This window comes from Methylobacterium sp. CB376, from assembly GCF_029714205.1.
Lineage (GTDB): Bacteria > Pseudomonadota > Alphaproteobacteria > Rhizobiales > Beijerinckiaceae > Methylobacterium.
On sequence record NZ_CP121648.1, the window covers coordinates 1,644,789 to 1,664,166 of the forward strand.

A 19,378-nucleotide genomic window follows, 5' to 3' on the forward strand; every position below is an offset into this window, starting at 1 on the left:
GGCCTATGCATCAGAGTGAATGATCTAGCAGCAGCATTTCATAACTCTGTCGAGGAATATCTTAACGTAACCCAGATTAGAAGCCACCAGGAGACCAGAGAGGGCGATTTCTGCTTCATACCTAGTTGGTTTGGCCTCAGCAAAGAGCACGCTATGGTTCTACACAGTCCAGCGACACCACGAGGTGCAAGAGTTTATGCGCACACAAATTCAAGATGCGGCGATTATGTGAGCTTTGAAGGCCAGTCGTGTGTTTATTACAGAATTTCCGCGGCGGCATCCTGACGTGAATTAACGTTGTGCCTCCGCGTCGTAGTAAGTTCAAAAGTTACCAATAGCCGAGTACGCGTGCGCTAATCACGCTGCCCAGGCGGGCCCGCACTGCCCCATATTTGCCGCCGTTTGAGACGTAGCGGTACCTCTTCGGTTCTATGTCGGTCAGACTGCAGCGAACTACTGCTGGAGAACGGTGAGAAGCGAGGCACCAGATGACAGATGATCGCGACCTACGTGGGGATGGTAGCGCAAAGTGCGACTCGCGAAATTCTACTACTCGTGATCTACACGTCGCGGTGGGAAGCGGCGGGCTGGTGACCCGTCGAGACGTTCTAGTCGGCACTGGAGCTTCGTTTGTGGCCGCACCGCTCGCCTCTGCCGAAGCGATGAGGCCATACTTGGATGTCACCTACGAAGACCAAACACGGCGCGGGTTGAGCGTCGCCTGGGTGGAAAAATCTGGGAAGGATGAAAAGCGACATCAATGGATTTTACGTACTTCCACCTTCGCAGACCCGGATCTGCCCAATTGGCTGGGCCGGTTCGTTCTGCGCCGCACGCATGAGGGCTGGAGCGCCGAGATTGCCCGATGTGCATTGACGGCTGATTACCAGTTCGGCCTAAGCATTAGCATCAACTGGACCCCAGCCTACGATCCACACAAAAACTCTTCGTCTTCCAATCGCGAGCCGGCGCTGATCCTGACACTTCGCCGCGGCCAGAGCATCAATCTGAGAACAGACCGACTTGTCTCTTTCCTGAAGCAGGAAGAGGGAGCGGGCGAGATATCAGGATCTCTGACGAAAGAGCAGGCTTCCGCGTTCGTCCAAGGACTGTTTGGCGGGAGCTTCGACGCGACACAGGCGCGCGACGTTCGACTTATTTTCCACCACGCCGGCTATTGGATTCTTCGCGCCGGCAAGCAGCTGGAGACGCGTGAGGCGGAGAGGGCTGCTGCAAGAGAGAACTTCTTCCGAGCCTTGCCAGATGAGGGCGTATCGCTGCGATTCCGGGAGACATTTTTCACTATCTTCTCTGGCAGCGCGGGTGGCGACGCAGCCGAGCCGTTCCTTCTCAATCGCTCCGAAAGAGGGCGTGACACGGAGCGGGAGGACGTTCGTGCGCTGTTTGCGGGCGACGGCGCGCCACCGGCGCCCGAGAGCATTCTGTCTTCAGCGCCGGAGGAAAATAAGCCAGCACCACACTCGCCGCTGGCGAAGGAGCAGCTACTCGCTCCAAGAATCCTCTACGCCCTTGTGCGGCACGATATAGAGACGGCTCGGGCCCGTCCCGAACATGCATGGAGCGGGACGGTCGATCTCGGCCGTGCAAGCACTGGAGAGAGCGGCGTCCTCTCACTCCGCGATGGGACGGAGTCCTCATTTCTCGGCTGGCGGAATTCGGGGGACGGCAATCCAGTCTTCGCCTTGCGCATCCGCATGACGCTGTCATTGCAGCGCCCAACCGGTAGAACCGAAACCATTTTCGATAATCTCAAGGGAGCACTCTGGCGTGCAAAAGGAGAGGGTGGCGGACTGCGCATCGTTGCCTCGCTCACGCCCACTAGCAGGAAAATGCGGATCGACACGCGCTTCGGTCGTTTCATGGCCGCCCCGCTGCCAGCGATCGCGCCAAGGCCTGGCGTCTCCGCCCGGGTGCCCGTGATCCGAATCGGCGGCACGGGACTGCGTACCGGCCGGATGCTCAACCATTTCGCGGCGCCGCTCGCCTTGCAGGATGCGGCGATTCCGGTCGCTAGCGAACGGATGTCCGGCGAAAGAGAGTTGGATCCCGCGGTCTCTAAAGGGGCGGCCGGGCGTCGCGCCGCACGCCTGTTCAGCCAGCTCATCTTCCACGAAGCCGAATGTCTTTTTTACATCGCCGGACTGCCGCTGCGACACGTCTGGAGCGGCCGGCCGGCGCCCTCGACCGAGCCGCCGCAAGCCGAATGCCTGGTTCATGTCGGCGCGACAGGCAGGATTAGCCTGCCCGCGCGCCTGTCGCTGAGCCGCGCAGCGCTTCTGGTGCGCCGGCCGGCCGATCTCCTTGCCCTGAAATACCGGTTCCAAGATCTCGTCTTGGAATACGAGGAAAACGTTGGATGGCGGATTGTGCCCGACCGGCGCCTCGCTGCTTTCATCCCGAACGGCGAGCCGCGGCCCAATCCGGATGTTTCGCTGATATGCGGTGACAGGCAGCCCGCCGCGATCGAGCCTGGCCGATACCAGTCACGGCCGGACCCGCGGCCACTGATAGTGGTGGAGTTCCCGCCGCAGCATATCGCCGAGCGCGCCTTCTTTCGCCAGTGGCCGGCGGAGCCGCCTTTGCCTGCGCCTCCGGCCGGGACGGAGGTCACGCCGCAAGATGCGGAGCTTCTTCGCAACGAAAAGGCGTTGAGCAAGAGAGTTCAGAAGAGAATCGAAATCTCCGACAAGCAAATCGCACAAGCAGATCAAGATTACGTGGCGTTTTTTAATACATTCGCCGAAGTCGTAGGGGACGAAAACAGAAATCGAGCTCACATCCCGGACGACCAGAAAATCTATGTCGGACCAGCATTTCTCGACATTGAGGCGGCACGGGTCGCGCGCCGCGTCGCACGGAGGCTTGCGCAAAGTGCGCAGATCGGCGGCGGTACCAGCAGTGAGAACCCATTCCAGGAGCCTGAGGAACCGTTTGTTATTCCGGCGGAGGCGCGTATCTCCGGTCCTTCTCGCTTAGTCTTCCGCGTTCCCGCCGACGATTTCGAAGGAGGACGGCCGGACAATCGGGACGGAGAGCCCGCTGGCGCATTTCCGTTCACAATCGAGGCGCTGACGAATTGGGGTGCATTTGACCTTGCCGTGGTCCGACGCGCTGAAAAAGTTTTCGAGCCGTTGCCCGGCTGGACAAAGAGCGGTGAAGATATTCCCAATGGCCGATTGCCGCCGCGCTGGGCGCGGCAGGAAACGCGAGACGAAGCGGCGAAGCTGCTGCATCAGGGCCTTACGCGCGGCGACGCGTGGGCCGTACGGCACGATGAAGGGCGCGCTCTGGAAAAGTTCAGCGACTGTCCGACGCCGCTGGCGCGCCTCGGAACAATCACCGGACCGCAGCGCATGGCGGAAATCGCGGCTGGCATGAAGGTGCCGACCCCGTTCGAGACTTCAATCGAGATTCCATTCCGTCTCATTCTATCACCGGCGCAAGACGCCGCCTGGCGCACACCGCTAGGCCTGCCGCGCAGAGTGCCTTTCAGGGCCGCTAGTGATACCGCACGCAGCGGCCCCGTCCCGCTTTGGTTCGCGCAGCTCGACGACCTGCCTGGGTCTTCAAGCCTGCGGGCGGTGTGGTCGCCGGATTTCCGGCCCGAGGCGCTGCTCGATGCGACGCTGGGAGGACCCCAAGGAGGAGGGTGGGCGCCCTGGGCTATGCCCCGCGAGGTGAGCGAGCGCGATCAATACAAGCCGAAGGAGCCAACCTATCCCAAGCCGGGCCAACAACCCGGAGAAAAAGACCCCGAACGGTTTCGCGCCGGGCTTGACGCAAATGACCGACACCAGCTGGTGGCGCTAACTTCACTGCATGGCCTGCCCGTCCGCGGACGAGTCAACAAGGACGGAACGATCGCGCCTAACGGAAGCCAATTCGCCCCGCCGCCCGGCTTCCGGGTTCGCGACGCCATAAAAGAGTCGCTTGAAGAGGGAGGCCCCGCAGAAGACCGTTCTGCCATTTACCGTTCGCAGCCGATCGGGGTCGGCGAGCTCACCCTCACTGCCCTTGGCGGCAGTTTCGATTCTGACACAGCGTTTGTACCGCCGGCTTCCGCCAGAATTAAGCTTCGCGGCGGCGGCTCCGAAGGCCAGGACCTGTTCAAGGCATTCTCGATCGAACGCTGGCGCCAAGACACCCGTCTTGGCCGTGACATCCACGTCGATGTCGTCGCGAAGGGGTTCTGGTTCCCCTGCGGGCATCGCGTCTCCTTCATCACCGTGACAGAACGGCGGTTCGTGGCCCGCGGGCCCGACCGTATCTTTGATGGCCCAGTCGCGTTTCTGGTGCAGCGCCAGTTCCTACGCTGTGGTCCTCCGGCCAAAGGCTATCCTGCACTGGCGCAGCCCGAGGGTGGCCGCCGCTGGCCGGTCGAGCAACTGGAGATCCTGACACGCGACACCCCTGACATTCTCAACCCGAGAGATGACCAGCAGCCTTCAACTGGGATCGAGGGAAAGAACGGCCGCCTTTTCCTCGGCCAAGGCGATCAGTTGGTTTTCTGGCCACGCGTGCGTCAGGGGCGCGGCGGCGAAGTCAAGCTCGAGATGCAGATCGATTCGCGTGGGGGGCGCACGCGCATGCCACTGATCTTCGTCCAGTATGATGCGGCAAACAATCAAGAAACAATGCGGGCTCTGACCGAATATTACAACGCACTGAAATCCGGCGATGAACCTGACCCGCGGCGAGTACTGTGGCTCGGCGGCGGTAAGCGGCGCTACGCACCTGAAACGGAGCCTGACGGCACGAGCTTTGAGACCGAACGATGGGAGATTGGCGCCGAAGGTCGACAGAATGCTGCGCCGACGCTCAGGGATGATGGCGGCTTCACCTTTCATAACATCAATTTTGACTTCGGTCCTCTGCTGCAGGGTGTCGATCAGCCGCCTTTTTACCCGACCATGTCGAAAGGCAGCGTGCGCATCGCACAAGTCGACCGGCTCGTCGGTCGTCAGACCGACCTGATCCAGGTTTTCTTTGACAGCCGTTACCTCGCCTATGGCTTTCCGAAGGACGAGGAGAGCGCGTCGAAAAAGAGTCTGGGCGTCGAACAGACCGGCCAAGATCTGGGGGCGAAGACCGACGTCTATCTCGACTTTCTTAAGGCTGTTTCGCTCGATCCCGGCTCGGCCGGTGATAGGACCGGTGGCGCGACGCGGCCCAAGACCAACCTCGTCGCGATCTCGCGCAGCCGCGGGCCTGTCGGTAACAACTCCTATGCCGAAAGCCTGCTCAATAGGTTGCAAGAGGCGATCCCCAGCCCCGAGGACTTGCCGCCTGCCTCTTTCGAACTGGAGAAAAAAGCCGACCCGAAGAATTTTTTCGACAGTGACGCCAAAATCCTAGGTGTCATCAATCTGAGAGACGCAATCAAGTTTCTCTCAGAGGCCTTGTCGGGCGCTCCGCAATTCAAAGAGGTCACTCAGTATACGTCGGCGCTGCTGGCGGACGCCCAAGCCGCTTCCGCCAGCGAAGCGGGCGCTGCAGTCGCCAAAGTGCGCGACCGGATGCTGATCCCGATGCGGGTTGCGCTTCGCACATTAGCGCTCCAATTTTTCGAAGCGGTCAAGAAAGCTGACGTGGTCTTTGACGAAGAACAAGCGCTCTCGCGAATTGAACTGCTCTATCCGGATGTCGGCCGCGCCTACCGGGAACTGGCGAAAGCGCTCGATGAGGCGATCTCCTCAAGCAAAGCGGTGCGCGATATTGAAGCCTTATTTGCCGCATTTGCAGCCATTTACGGGACCGGTCGTCGCTTTATAGCTGCGATCGAGCGCATAGCGAACGATCCGCTGGCGCCCGTCCACGAGGCGATCCGAGAGGCTTTCACAACAGAGATTCAAGAACTGATCGAAGCAGCGAGAGCGATCGTTGGCACCGTCGAGGGCAGACTTAAGACCGAATTACTGAGCCTGACGGAGGCTCTTCACGCCCAACTCCTGAACCTTTTTTCGGCTGCTGAATTCAGACCGTGGCGCCGGTTGGTCTTCGCCCTGCCCGGCGCGCATGCAATCCCCGATCTCAGCCAGGCTGAAGCCCTAGACCGAGTAGTGGAAGGAGTTCTCGCTGAGGCGGCGGCGAACAACCCTGACTTCTTCACGATCCTGGTCCAGGTTGGTCGGGACGAGGCGGCGAATGAACTCGAAAGCCGGTTCGACGAGAAGATGCAGATAGCGATCGGTCGTGCAACTGGCACCCTCAAGGCGGCGCTGAATGATGCCTATCGCGATTGGCTCGACGCAGCGGAAAAAGGCCAGCGCATCAAAGGCTTAGCATATGAGCAGGCGCTCGATGCCATCACCGCTCTCTTAAACGCGGCGGATAAGATCGTTGATCGGGTGGAAAGAGATCAATCCTCGATCAGCGGATTACTCAGCCTTTTCCAGATTCTCACTCGAAACACGTTCGAGCTTGTCTGGCCGCTGATCGACGACAGTCTAGACCAAGCCAAGATTCTCTGCGGCAAGTTCGTAGATATGATACTGACGGCGGTAAGAGAGTTCGCGCCGCAGAAGGTCGGCGATCTGAACCAGGTCTGGGAGGCGACAGAGGACGCTTTCGACACAGCGAGACCCGCTCTGGTACAGGTGGGTCTCGCCGACAAATTTGATGCGATTAGAGATGGGCTCAAAGGTAGCTTTGACATCTTCTCCAAAATCGCAGCGGTGCGGGATCGTTCAACTGCATCGCTCCTCAGCCTCAGGGCCGATCTTTGCGAGACGCCCGAGTCAGACCGGTTGCCGCGCGACGCGCTCGCCGCGCTCGCGCGTTTGCGCAGCACGTATTTGCTTAATTTGAATGATTTTCTGATCTCGCTCGGCAGTAGCCACCAACTTGCTGCAGGAAATGCCTTCCAGGACCTCCTTGCACAGATTGGCAACGCAACGCCCGAGGAAAAGACCGCGCGCAGCGAGTTGATCAGGACGGCGAGAGAGAGCGCGAGAGCAAGCCTGCAGCTAGGGAATGCCGCTATCTCTGCAACGGCACTTGGGAAAGTCGGCTCGGGCGAGGTTTTCGCTGAGACTAAGGCAGCTCTTGCGAAGCTGCAGACCGATTTCCCTAAAGCTGCCGGTCGGATCGCAGGAGTGATTGCGGTCATCACCGATGCGGAGGCCACCGCGCGGCTGCTGAAGGACAAGGTAGATGGTTTGATTGCAGCACTTCAAAACGCAGTCAGCGACGCAACGAGCGTAGAGGAAGAGTACCTCCGCAAGCTGCTCGCGGCTGTCGCCAATCTGTCCAAAGGTGTCGAGGAGGTCCGCAACCAGATCGTCAACGGCATTGAGCAGAAAATACTAGGCGACCTGGCGTCTTTCCTGATATCTGGCGCGCCTTACCTCGAAAAAATGGTCTCAATCGTGCCCACTGCTTTGGCATCCATCATAAATTTCTTTAGCCAGGGCCAAAGCACACTAGTTCAGGCACGCAGCGCGGCATGGGGAAAACTGGGCGGCGGGGCGACAGGCAAGGCGTCGGAAGGAGACATCGGCGATGAACTCGCCGATCTTACAATTGAAAAGGTCCGTAATCTGCTTATCGTCCCATGTCCTCACCCAACAAGGATAAATTTTAGTTGCATTCTCGACGAGCAAAACCCTCTCGATTCCGACTATTTAGCGTCCGAGAAAAATCAGCTGAGGAGTCTTGAAAATAGATTAAAGACTCCAGAGCGGCTCGGGCCGGATGATCTTGGCGCAATGAGCGGCCTTTTCGTCGCCTGGACGCTCAACAATGGTTCTGCCCAGGTTCTCGCAAGGCGACTTGCGGATGCCGCGGCCGCCGTGCTGAGTGGTGACCTTAAGCGGATTGTCGATCTTGAAGGCGCGCGGCGCCGGATCGAGGAAAAAATAAAAGAGCTTGTTCCGGCCAGAGTTGTCCTCAATTACGACTTGAGTGGTGAACTCGTCGAACTGCCTCCAATTTTTCTCCCACGGCCGGGTAGCCAGATCACGCTTTCCGCGGGCGCGGTTTACAATTTGCTCGAGATTAGCGTGCCGCCACGGTTCACGGCGACGTGCAGGCTGGACCCGTTCGACATCAATCTCTTCGGGATTGTGGCACTACTCTTCGACGGCGCTCAGTTCGTTACCGAAAGCGACAAAGGATCCGACTTCAACATTATGTACAAGGACTTCGAACTCGGACCCAGCGCTGCCTTTCTAAAGCCTCTAGAAGCATTGATCAATCCGGGTGGCAGTGGGCCCTATGTCAGGCCAAGCCGCGGGACGCCGGGGATTGAGGCCGGCTACAGCCTCGACCTCGGCATCATTTCCATCGGCACGCTCTCCTTCGTCAATGTTTCCCTCAATGCTGCCTGCTTCCTACCATTCAACAACGACAAAGCAAGTTTCGTTGCGTCAATCGGGCGCGAGGACCGCCCGGTCCTCGTTTCAGTCGCGCCCTATATCGGGGGCGGATTCCTCACGCTCCATGCAGACGCGCAGCGAATCTTGTCGTTCGCGGCGTCATTCGAATTCGGCGGTGGCGGCGCGTTCAAATTCGGTCCGCTAAGCGGGCACGGACGCCTCTCCTCAGGCATTTACCTGCGCACGTTCAACACCGATCGCGGTCAGGGCTGCATCATCGAAGGCTTCTTTTTTGCAGGTGGCGAGGCGCATATCGCGTGTTTCGCCATCAGTGCCACGCTTGTTGTGCGCTTGTCACACCAGTTGGGCGGCAGCATGCAAGGTTCGGCCGTCTTCGCCTTCTCGTTTTCGATCGGCTTCGCAAAATTCCGGTATCAAGTTGGTGTTCAAAGGAGCATGGGGCAGGGCTTTTCCGGAGCGCGCACCCGGGTAGCGCTTTTTGCCGCAGAGGACAGTGGCGAAACTGGCGCCATCGTGAGGGCCCTCGCCCGCTCGCAGCAGGAAGACTGGCTCGCCTACCAGACCTACTTCGACCGAGAGATTGACGGATTTCCAGCATGACAGAGAAAATTCCCGTAAGTGTCGCTGCGCAGGTGGTCGCAGCGGGGATTTTTGGGGACAGGGCGCGCTTCACGCTCGTCCTGATTCCGATCTATGATAAGGAGAGCGGCCAATACGATCTGGCCGAATGGCCCGCCGAAATCGAAAACAAGCTGCTAAGATTCCACAGCGGGTTTGAGATCATCTCGCTCGGTGAACATCAGAGCTGGCGCACGAAGGAAATTTTCGAAGGCTCCACTACGAAAATCACGTACGAGGAAAGGCTGAGGCGGATCGGGTCTCCTGACAACCTCGATAAGCTGATGCTTTATTGGCGCGACGTGATGGGTGGTGAGGAAGGCCTCAAGGCGCTCGGCGCCGCTCTCGATCCGAAAACTCGATCGGAGTTAAAGGATCCGCTCGACGCCGCTTGGCGGCCGAAAGAAGGGTCGCACGGCCAGACGATAACGCCCGACGTTCACGGGACCGGGCGCGACAAGATCGCTAAGGAACTGACCCTTGAGCGCGCGGCCCACACGGCCGCGCGTTTGAAAAAGAGGTTGGTGCGGACGCGGCCCGAGGCCGAAGCTTCGGGCTCGGTCAGCGCTCGCCTTGAAGAATGGACGAAGAACCGCGTTGGTCCGTGGCCACGCAGCCAGCCGCCTTTGAAAATAGAACAGATTGTGAAATTAGCGGAGGAGGTTGAAGACTGGAACAAGCTCGAGCAGAGTCGTGGCCGAGCAGACAACTTGGCGGCAGCGCGAGCAGAATATCAGAACGCAACCTCATCAAAGGAAGCCGTCTGTGCACTTGTGAAAGCTCACGAACAGCTTCTCTCTCGAACACCTCTGGACGTTGCGGCTCATTTCAGTGACAACAATCCAAGCACGGATGTACCGGATCCAGATCCCAAGAAAGAGGCGATTGCGGCCTACCGGCTCGCCTCAACGACGCCGGACTTCCATGGCGGTCCGGCGGAACCGCCGAAGGACGACGAAACAGTCGCCTTCGCGCGGCGTCGTCTTTTTACCTTGCAGGCCAATCCTTCTCTCGGTCGCCTGTTTCGGTTCGTGGTCGATTTCGAATGTCCAGTTGATGTACTCAGAGAAAAAACGGATGCTGCACACAGTTATGAGGAAACTGTTTTAGACAGAAATCCGCAAAATTCAGACGAATTGCCCGAGCCGGTCAGACAATACGCGCGTTTCCTTCTCCTTAGATTTGCAACAGTCGAAGATTCCGGGATGAAGAAAGGCTCGCAACTTTGGAGTACTGCCAAGCTCCGTCTTCCGCAAAGCAAGGATGCAGCGGCCGGGCATTTCCTTCCATGCGCGCGCGAGGAGATCGACACTCATGCCAGGAACTTGGACGAGGATATCTGCGGCCAAAAGTGCGCAAATCCGAACTCGGCGGCATGTCAACAGTGCAACGAATGCGAAAAGCTGGCTTTCCGTGAACTCGCGATTGCAGATCAGATCGACGGCATTATCGATCTTGGCCAGCACTGGAAAACCGAGCCGCGCTATCAAGTTGTCGACCTTGATCCAATTACGGCGATTGCGAGTGAAGACCAAAAGCAGAAGCGTGACGCTGAAAAGATGCTCCTTCTAGCACAAGAAGCGGATTTGCTGCCCCTCTCGGTCGTCGCAGATCTCCAGGAAGATCGTAATGGCACGCAGCGCGGCGGCGGCCTCGCCCTTATCGACCGGTGGCGCCAGCGGCATGGGATCGACCGGTTCATGGATTCCCACACGCAACAGAGCCGGTACAAGAGCGCTCAGGATAACGGGACACCGCAAAACGTTGTACTCGACGCCTCCGACCTGACGGCCGGATATAAGCTGGACGTCGGCGTGCGTGACACCGGCTCGAAGGTGGGCAGCAAGGACACTAAGCGTAAGCGATGGCACACGCTAATGCATCGGACGGTCGCTTATTACCCGACAAAAGGCGCTGATCGCAACGTACCGTCGCGCGACCTGAACGGCTTAATTACAAGTCTTTACCCCGATTCGGCGGCGCGGCGTGACGCTGACGACGCACATTTACAGGCACCGGCGGCGCTGCGCGACTGGAGTCTGCCAAAAATCCGCGCCAGCGTTGCTGAAGAACACCGCACCTGGACCACCGTTTTTATGGAAGAAGTGATCGGCGTGTGGCGTGGCGATCCGCTGGGCCTCCATTGCGGAGTCGAGACATACCCTCTCGACCATCACGATCTTCTTATCGACATTACCTACAACTTGCCGACGGAGCACGCCCTAACGCCACCGCCGCTCCGATTTGGCTGGCGCTACCATTTCGGCCTGCGTGCCGTTTTTAGCGGGGGCGTGTCCATGCCACTCAACCGGGCGCTCGGGCACTATGAGAAGAGTTACGGAGGCGGGCTGATAGCGTCCGGAATTCAGTTTCGCCGCCATGAGCGGATCGAGGCACCCACGATCGCTGTCCCGGACTGGATGTTCGGGACTCTCGTGGGTGAGAAGACCCACAGCAAAGTGCTTCTCAAGGGCCGTTTCCCGGTTCCGCAGGCGGGCCGGATGATTGTGCGCAGCCTCAACGATGACGGTAACCGGCGTATTGCCGGACTGCAGGATCGGAGTAAAGACGAAACTCTTCCAGGAATTGGGTTCGACCGCCGCATCGTTATGGCGCCCTCAGTATCGCTTGATTTTGCCGCCCTACATGACGCCTTCCGCGGCAAGACGGGCAGGGACATCGAGCGGGACATCAGAATGGTCGAGCCGCGTGTGCTGCGGGATCCTCATGACGATCGCGATTACGATACCCACAAGGTCCACGGCGAAACAGAGCAGGTCGAGTACGTTCCTGTGAGCGAGCCTGATCCGGATGGCGCGCCGAGGCCCGTCTGGGGCGCCGTCCGTGTCGCGTGGCGTCAGCGAGTCGTGACGTCGCGTCCGCGTGGCGGCCTGCGCGGGATTGATTACCGGGCTGCCTGGGGTGGCTTTCCAGTTTACCGGGCGAGGACCTCGGTCGGTAATGTCCTGCCCGAGCTTAAGCGTCCGGTGCTCAAACCTGCACCGATGACAGACGAAGGTGAGATACTGCATCAGATCAAGGGCGTGGGTCCACGCGTTTTTGGCCAGGAACTCCGATGGAGCGCCGTGGGATTCTTCAAGGAAGACGAATCGCAGACAGACCGCTCGGGAGCGGCTGTCTTCAGGCCGCTGCCGCGCGATCGCGAGACAGAGGTCGAGCGCCAGCCGTATTATCCCGATCCGGCCGCTGTGACTCTGGTTATTGAAGTGTCGGTGCGCGGCGAGAATCTAGCGTCGGAACCACGCCGCCGCGATGTGAAATCACTACCGCTTTATGCGCGCAATTTCAATGGGCCAGCACCACCCGACTACCCAGACGCGATTCCGGTCGTGCTCGACCTTGTGCGTGGGACAGGCTTCGGGCCGCTGATCCAGGTCGAGAACAGAACGGATTACGGCCGCATTCCACATACCCCTGCCCCCGGCCGATTGATTCCCATTGCCCATGTAAAGGTGACTTTGGGGCCGGGCGAGGAGGCCTTGATCCGGTGCTGGTGCGCGCCGACACAGCAATTTCTCCAACATATGTTTGCGCTAGGTGGAACGTTGCCTGCCCTAGCAGTAGCGCGGGGTCTGGGGAATGCGAAAAAAACCAGCGGCACTGCGATGAAGGCCAACTCGTCCCTGGACATCGATCGCGCATTCACGACTGGAATCGAAGAGCTAACAGCTATTCAGCTGCCGCCCATAAGCGATGTGCGCACTGAGGACGCCACAGAAGGACAGAGTATCTGGGGGCTTCCGTTTCCTGGACCGGCGCGAATAGCACAACTGGCGGATGCGATTCGAACGCGGATGCTTGAAAGCCCGGTCCCGGAAATCTCGGCTTATACCGAAATCGAGGCTGTGCATGCCGTCGACCTGCCTCAGCGCGCCCCTGAGGCTCCTGCGGATCGCCCTTGGCGGATGTTGCGCGTCGCCACAGGCGCGATCGACGCGATTCTGATGAACGAAAACGACTGCTTAAAACAAGACCTGCCCAACAACGCTGTTTGCTCGGTCGAGAACTGGGACGAAGAGCGCGCAATGCCGGGCGCCGTCGACGTTCTGATCGACGGTTCTCTGATAATCCACGGTCCGAGTACCAAAGCTGTCGAGATATGGGCGAGTGGAGCCGCCGCGGCGCGCGGGTGGTTCGATGATCCGGAGCGCGGTCGCTCACGAGAAGATCGGGCGCGCGGTTTGTGGCCGAAGCCAGACTCTCAGACCTTTATGAGTCCCAAGCACCTCTTCGGCTTCGATCCCGCCGATGATGGATCAGTCCAGTTCGAGCTGGAATTCGTCACACTCCTGCGGATCGAGGGCTTCACTCCCGGAAACGGGCCCGTGCTTCGGCTCGACCTGCTCGATGTGCAACGCAAAGCGTGGGCGCTGGAAAAGAAGGCGAAGCCGGAGGCTGGCGATCCACCCTTGCGGGCCTTGCGGCCAAAATCCTTCATCGATGCCCAGGCGCGCTATATCCGGCTCTTCGCACTAGCCGTGTCGCGCCATGCTGGCTCTTTGCGGACGCGCTATGACGAGCTTCCGGAAGCGCTCACGAAACCAAAAGCTATAACGGCCGACCCGAGAGGTAAAGAGCCGCAGGACAACAGCCCCGTGAATGGCGCTGTCCTGCACGCGTGCTGGCTTCCGGCGACCGTTCGCCCGGCGCGGGTTGCTTCGCTGAGCCCGATTCCTTCTTTTTACTGGAGTGACAATACTCCCGCGCCGGCTCACGCCATGGTGTCTCCGGTTTCTGTTTCGCGGTCGATGTGCGCTCGTGTGCGCGCCAAGCGGCCCTGGTTCTCTTCCGGCGAGGGCGAGCGGCTAGGGATTGTGATCTGGCCGCCGAATCTCTTTGAGAACAACGTAGGCAACGTTCGCTATGACCAAGTCAGGACACCTCCCGGTGACCGCGCACCGATCGACTTGCGGAATTTGCCGCGCGACGGAAGCGAGATCTTAGAGCTGCAGGACGCGGACCTTGGTCCCGGTGGCCCTTGGGTAACCCGGTGGGGCGCCGATCCAGTCCGAGCACAGGGTGGGGTTCAGGGATGGCTCCTCTCAAAGGACAACTTTCCGCATGTCATTATGGACGCGGCTAGTCTACGCGGCCCGAGCGAGTCGCATATCAAGGACGCCCTTCTGATCAGGGACGTCTTGATGCCCGTTCCAACAGACCGTGAAGTCGCTGAATCGCGAGCGGCGCAGCCACCTGGCGGCTTCATGGCGGTGTCGCTGATCACCTATGCACCTCGTTTTGATCCAGATCAGGAAATCTGGTATGCTGATATCGAACTCAATCCCTGCGGAGCGGTCTATCCTTTTGTGCGCTTAGGTCTCGTGCGGTACCAGCCTCATGCGCCACGGGCGGTGCAGGTGTCCGAACCGATCACCGAGTGGGTGCAGATCATGCCGGCCCGCGTCCTAAAGGCAATGGCTTACCTCGATGCAGCTGAGAATGCAGTCGTCATCACGGCGACCGTTGAAGGGTCGTCTTCTCCTCCTGGAGACAACAACGGGCATCCCGAATCGTCGTCGGCGCAAGCGCCGCGGGTTTATTTCACCCTTATCAGGCGCAGACGCGAACAGGGCGATGAGGTGCCAGGTTCCGAGTTGATTTGCCAGGGGCCGAAACCGACAGATCCGGACTGCGGATCGCAATGCGCCACTTGGACAGCGAGGTTCAGCGTCGGGGAGGACGAATATCGGGCGCATCTCTGGTCAATTTTCGCCGAAGAAGTCGATCGCCTACGACCTGCGAGCTATCCTGACGAACCGCGTTACTGTACGCTCAAGGACATGGATTTCGTCGATACCGGCCCGCGATTCGTTGCTCGTGTGTCGCTGGACCAACTGCGGATAACATAGCTTATCCCTGTGCTCGCTTAAGGCCCTACTGAGGACGGATATGGAGAAGCCCCATGAAACAGATCTGCGCGATGTGCGGCCTGGTTTTTGGAGTTATGCTGATTAGCACCGAGAACTCTCAGGCTGTTGATTGGATGCTCAGAGTCGAAACGAGCAATCGGGCTTGCCACGTGCAACTCAAGACGGCGGCGCCGATCGGCGAGGATTTCAAAGGACCGTTCTCGTCTCGTAAACGAGCCTGCCAGGAAGCTGCGAGTCAGTATGATAGAACATTATCCGATCAGTCGAAGTGCTGGACTTACGGTCGAGGAACTGTATCCGGATGTGGCGATGAAGAGATTACATTGCCTCCGAGAGGCTGAGCCAAGCGATATCGGCCAAGCGATACGGTCAAGACCAGTTAGGGTGGAGCCTAAATACACCCTATGATTAGACCCAATAGAGGTGCGTTGGCGGCATTTCCGGCGTAAGGAAGTGTTTTCAGGCTTCGGCGCTGAGGGCTTGCGTGGTCGGACAGGTCGAGGGCAGCAGTATTATCGGTACGGCTGTTCAAGTGAAGTTTGACGAGGCGCGTGGTGACGTCAGCCATGTGCGCCTGCGGCTCGACGCCATTCAGCTTATGATAACGACGCGCCAAGATGCTGACGCATCGGGCTGCTGATCGATCTCAATTGTCGCCAAGCCTTTGGCTTGGCGAAAATTTGAAAGCGGAACCAACGGTCATTTGCAACGCCCGTTGGCATGAGACCTCACATGAGGAGACCTCTGTCTTTCGGCCTCGTGGCCGGGCTTCGCCTGCTCACGCTGCTCCTTGCGATTGGTCGAGGGCGGCTCGGAGGTAATCGTCGTCTTGGAGGCACCTTTCGGCCGCTCGGCTGAGCGTGGGATACGGAGCGGGTGGGGAGCTCCGTCCTATGTCGATGTCAGGGCGTATGGCTATGTCGGAGCCGGTGCGGCGCCTGGAGCTGTTCACCGGGACCGGACGGCGGCGGACGTGGTCAGAGGCGGAGAAGGCCGCCATCGTCGCTGAGAGTGAGGCGTCCCACACCTCAATCAGCGCCGTGGCACGCCGGCATGGATTGAGCGCCTCGCAGCTGTTCACGTGGCGGCGCTTGGCGCGTCAGGCGATGACGGCCGAGCTGCAGTTCGTGCCGGCCGTGCTGGTGCCGGACCGGCCGGCACTGGCGCACGTCGAGGCGAGCGTCCGTCCACCTCGATGCGCCGCCTTCGCGGGGATCGAGATCGCGGTGGCGGGCGCGACGGTGCGGGTCGGGCCGGAGGCGAGCGAGGCTCAGATCGCGGCAGTGATCCGGGCGCTGAAGGCCCCGGCATGATCGGGCCCTCCGGCGTGGTCCGCATCATGCTGGCGACGCGGCCGGTGGACTTCCGCAAGGGCGCTGATGGGCTAGCCGTGCTGGTGCGCGACGCCTTGGGCACCGATCCGTTCTCCGGCACCGTTTACGTGTTCCGCTTGAAACGAGCGGACAGGGTCAAGCTTCTGTTCTGGGATGGGAGTGGCGTGGTCCTCGTGGCCAAGCGTCTGGAGGCCGGCCAGTTCTGCTGGCCCAGGATCGAGGACGGCGTCGTGCGGCTCACGGCGGCCCAGCTCTCCGCGCTCCTGGAAGGGCTGAACTGGAAGCGCGTGCACGAGGCCCATAAGGTGACCGTGCCGAGGGTGGCAGGGTAAACAAAAAGAGCTGGGAGCGCAGGTCCGCCACGCTGGTAAGTAGCTGATGGATCTGCTCTAATCGGCTTCGTGGCTGCCTCTGCTTCACCCTCGCCCGACGATCCCGAGACGCTCAAGGCGCTGCTGGCCGAGGAGCGGGCCGAGAACGAGCGGTTGCGCCAGATCATCAAGGCCATGCAGCGTCACCGCTTCGGGCGCCGCGCCGAGAGCCTGCCCGAGGACCAACTCCTGCTCGGTCTGGAGGAGGCCGAGCAGGTCGAGGCCGCTGGCCACGCCCGTTCCTCGATGATGCTTGGCGCAGGCCCAAACCTGACGCCGTTGACTTCAATCACCAACATTCTGAGGGACGACCACCCGACCTCAAGCGGTCAGGTGTTCAGCGCGCCCGTTACATCATCTAGGTTCCGCTAAAGCGCGTAATTGCTGAACATTAAGATTAGTGTCGTTTTGGTCTATCCGGGCCGTCTTCGGCAAGCTGTCAAGAACCGTACAACAGCCCCCCGCGCGCCGCGAACGCCCCAGGTTGTAGGTCGCTCAACAGATCCGCTCAATTGGATGGGCGACCCTGTGCGTAAAACGATGAACACTGGGTCTCTGCTTTTGACTCTTGTCACAAGCTCCGTTCCAAGCGTCATTTCGTAATCGATACTTCTCTCGGACACTCCTCGTAGGCGAGCCACGTGGTGCCCGCTCTTCATACGAAGTCTAACATTTTCACCCTTTCCATTGCCGACCTGCTCCGCAGCTCCAACTCTTAAATCTATCTTGTCCAAGTTCCGACAGCGCGCTCTAAAGCTGGCATCGCTCTCGGGCTCGTCTGAGCGAGCCTCCAATTGGGGGTAGCGGCCTGGTGGAGTGGTCCATCTCAAAGCTGCACTCGCATTAAGCGGCCAGCATGATGCGATAGCTAGAACTGCGAGCAGCAGCCTATTTTCTAGTTTGAATTTTGCGGACGAGGATGCCATGTGTCATCTCCCTGGATTGCCCGATCCGACCCGTCGCCCTTATCCTGAATCGGACGTGCAGATTGCTAGCGTCCTATAACTAATTCGTTCATTTTGATAATTCGTAGGCTTATTCATCCATTCCCGTTAATTTCTTATACTTGCTCATCGGCCGGGCACGTTGATGTACCGCGTGTAATTACGCATTATCATTGATTAAATTCCGCCTCGGATGAGCACACCTCAACCCGCTTTCCCCTGGCGTCATTGGGCCGGTCATGGTCGAAAGTATCACCCAGATCCTAATGAGGTGTCGTTGCTCCGGTCGTGGGCTCGGATCGTTCAACGTTCGGGTCTGCGGCCTCAGCCCTGGAAGTTACCTCGACCATGCAGGCGGCAAGCGAGTTTTAAGCATCAAGCCTACGAGGAAAATCAAGAGAGACGCCAGCCCACATGCACGCAGCCAAGTTTATTATGTTCGCGGATATTTTCGAGTAATGCTGCTCATGATTTGTCTTACGGGCTGGGGCCCCATGTCAAGGGGGGAACGAGCCAAGCGATGCAGACCGCCTATATAAGAGCCTCTATCCAAGCCGTCCTCTCCCCTGCGATCTCAATTGGTTAGCAGGCGCGAAGGGCAGTTGTGTTAGGAGCTCTAATACCGCCGCGCTTCGCCGGTGACTCGAACGTGAGTTGGTTGTGAGGCGCGTCCGTGCTGGCCTGCTGCGCGTGCACCAGGAGGCCGCCATGGCACGACCGGGCCTAACGATCGGCACCGACCTTGCGAGCCCCGCCGAGTTGCGTCGCTTGGCTCGGCGCGAGCCCCGCCGACGCACGATGCAGCGCCTCCTGGCCGTGGCCAACGCGCTGGAAGGCATGAGCCGCGCCGACGCGGCCCGGGCGGCCGGGATGGAGCGGCAGGCCCTGCGCGACGCAGTGATCCGGTTCAATGCCGCGGGGCTGGCCGGGCTGGTGGATCGTCCGCACGGCCACAGGCGAGAGATCCTCAGCGAGGGCGAGCAGGCGGTGCTGGTGCATCGGATCCTGGTCGGGCCCGATCCCGAGCGAGGGGAGCCGTCGAGCTGGACTCTGCCAGACCTCTGCCGCTTCATCGAGGAGCGGTTCGACAAGACCATGTGCCCGCAATCCATGTCGCGGGTCGTGCGTCGGCTCGGCCTGTCGAAGCAGAAGGCCAGGCCCGTTCACCCCAAGCGGGACGCCCGCGCCGCGGCCGCCTTCGCCAAAGGGGGCTTCGCACCGCCCTAGCGGCGGCAGCCGCAGCCCATCCGGACCAGACACTGGCACTCTGGTTCATGGACGAGGCCCGTGTCGGTCAGAAAGGCCGGACCGGTCATCGCTGGTGGATCCGTGGCCAGCGCCCGCCCGGGCTGTGCGACAAGCGCTTCGCTTCGGCCTACATCTTCGCGGCCGTGCGGCCCGCCACCGGTGAGGACTTCGCCCTCGTGCTGCCGCGCGTCTGCACTCAAGCCATGGACCGCTTCCTGGCTGACTTCGCCGCCGCCCTTCCGTCCGACACCCACGCTGTCCTGGTGCTGGATGGCGCGGGCTGGCACGACCCGCGCGCGGTCACGCTCCCGCCTAACCTCACCCTCGTTGCCGATGCCCTTCGGCGCTTGATCCGGCGGTCCCCACCCCGCCTGATTAGCGGTGGAGGCTCGGAGCCCGTGAGGGGCCTGGCATGTCCGGCGATACGGCGTGATCAGGTCGTCAGCAGAATGGCTGTGCGAGAGGAGAAACTCGGAAACGAACTGCGGGGTATTCCGCGTGTCACACAGGCGTGCTACACACGACGTATTCAGGGACTCGCTAAAGCCTTGATCTGATTGACATTATCCGGAGAGACGTCCAGTCCTCTCCTGGGCACCAACCACTCGCTAAGTG

The 19,378-nt window shown here is 60.0% G+C and carries 7 protein-coding genes and 1 pseudogene; all 8 read left to right on the plus strand.

The annotated features are described in order from the left end of the window. Window positions 1-674 precede the first annotated feature (674 nt). The 8 genes and pseudogenes from QA634_RS07460 to QA634_RS07500 all read left to right on the plus strand — a co-directional run bounded on the left by QA634_RS07460 (window position 675) and on the right by QA634_RS07500 (window position 19,320). Window positions 675-8,957: a hypothetical protein gene (locus tag QA634_RS07460; protein ID WP_150108599.1), complete on the plus strand. Its 8,283-nt coding sequence runs from the start codon at window positions 675-677 to the stop codon at window positions 8,955-8,957. Next, on the plus strand, window positions 8,954-14,845 hold the full coding sequence (locus tag QA634_RS07465) for a hypothetical protein (protein WP_012331391.1): 5,892 nt from the start codon (window positions 8,954-8,956) through the stop codon (window positions 14,843-14,845). Before QA634_RS07460 ends, QA634_RS07465 begins: the two co-directional genes overlap by 4 nt. A gap of 505 nt (window positions 14,846-15,350) precedes the next feature. Then, window positions 15,351-15,506, plus strand: a complete 156-nt coding sequence (locus QA634_RS07470; protein WP_168169140.1) for a hypothetical protein — start codon at window positions 15,351-15,353, stop codon at window positions 15,504-15,506. A gap of 277 nt (window positions 15,507-15,783) precedes the next feature. Further along, the gene (tnpA, locus tag QA634_RS35795; RefSeq protein ID WP_415926914.1) at window positions 15,784-16,179 is read left to right on the plus strand and encodes an IS66-like element accessory protein TnpA; all 396 of its coding nucleotides are present in this window, start codon (window positions 15,784-15,786) and stop codon (window positions 16,177-16,179) included. Next, the gene (gene tnpB, locus QA634_RS07485; RefSeq protein ID WP_012331393.1) at window positions 16,176-16,532 is read left to right on the plus strand and encodes an IS66 family insertion sequence element accessory protein TnpB; all 357 of its coding nucleotides are present in this window, start codon (window positions 16,176-16,178) and stop codon (window positions 16,530-16,532) included. The genes tnpA and tnpB overlap by 4 nt, the downstream gene beginning before the upstream one ends. Before the next feature lie 69 nt (window positions 16,533-16,601). Then, a pseudogene (locus QA634_RS07490) lies at window positions 16,602-16,808 on the plus strand (transposase domain-containing protein); the annotation flags it as partial. Window positions 16,809-18,223: 1,415 nt separating this feature from the next. Further along, on the plus strand, window positions 18,224-18,742 hold the full coding sequence (locus QA634_RS07495; RefSeq protein WP_012331395.1) for a winged helix-turn-helix domain-containing protein: 519 nt from the start codon (window positions 18,224-18,226) through the stop codon (window positions 18,740-18,742). 47 nt (window positions 18,743-18,789) lie between these two features. Further along, window positions 18,790-19,320 (plus strand): transposase, encoded by a 531-nt coding sequence (locus QA634_RS07500; RefSeq protein WP_012331396.1) that lies wholly within the window; start codon window positions 18,790-18,792, stop codon window positions 19,318-19,320. The last annotated feature ends 58 nt before the right edge of the window (window positions 19,321-19,378 follow it).

What these genes read in the sequence shown, in the direction of transcription:
- QA634_RS07465 (WP_012331391.1), top strand. Translation starts at nt 8,954, where the DNA reads ATGACAGAGAAAATTCCCGTAAGTGTCGCTGCGCAGGTGGTCGCAGCG.
- tnpA (WP_415926914.1), top strand. Translation starts at nt 15,784, where the DNA reads ATGTCGGAGCCGGTGCGGCGCCTGGAGCTGTTCACCGGGACCGGACGG.
- tnpB (WP_012331393.1), top strand. Translation starts at nt 16,176, where the DNA reads ATGATCGGGCCCTCCGGCGTGGTCCGCATCATGCTGGCGACGCGGCCG.
- QA634_RS07495 (WP_012331395.1), top strand. Translation starts at nt 18,224, where the DNA reads ATGGCACGACCGGGCCTAACGATCGGCACCGACCTTGCGAGCCCCGCC.
- QA634_RS07500 (WP_012331396.1), top strand. Translation starts at nt 18,790, where the DNA reads ATGGACGAGGCCCGTGTCGGTCAGAAAGGCCGGACCGGTCATCGCTGG.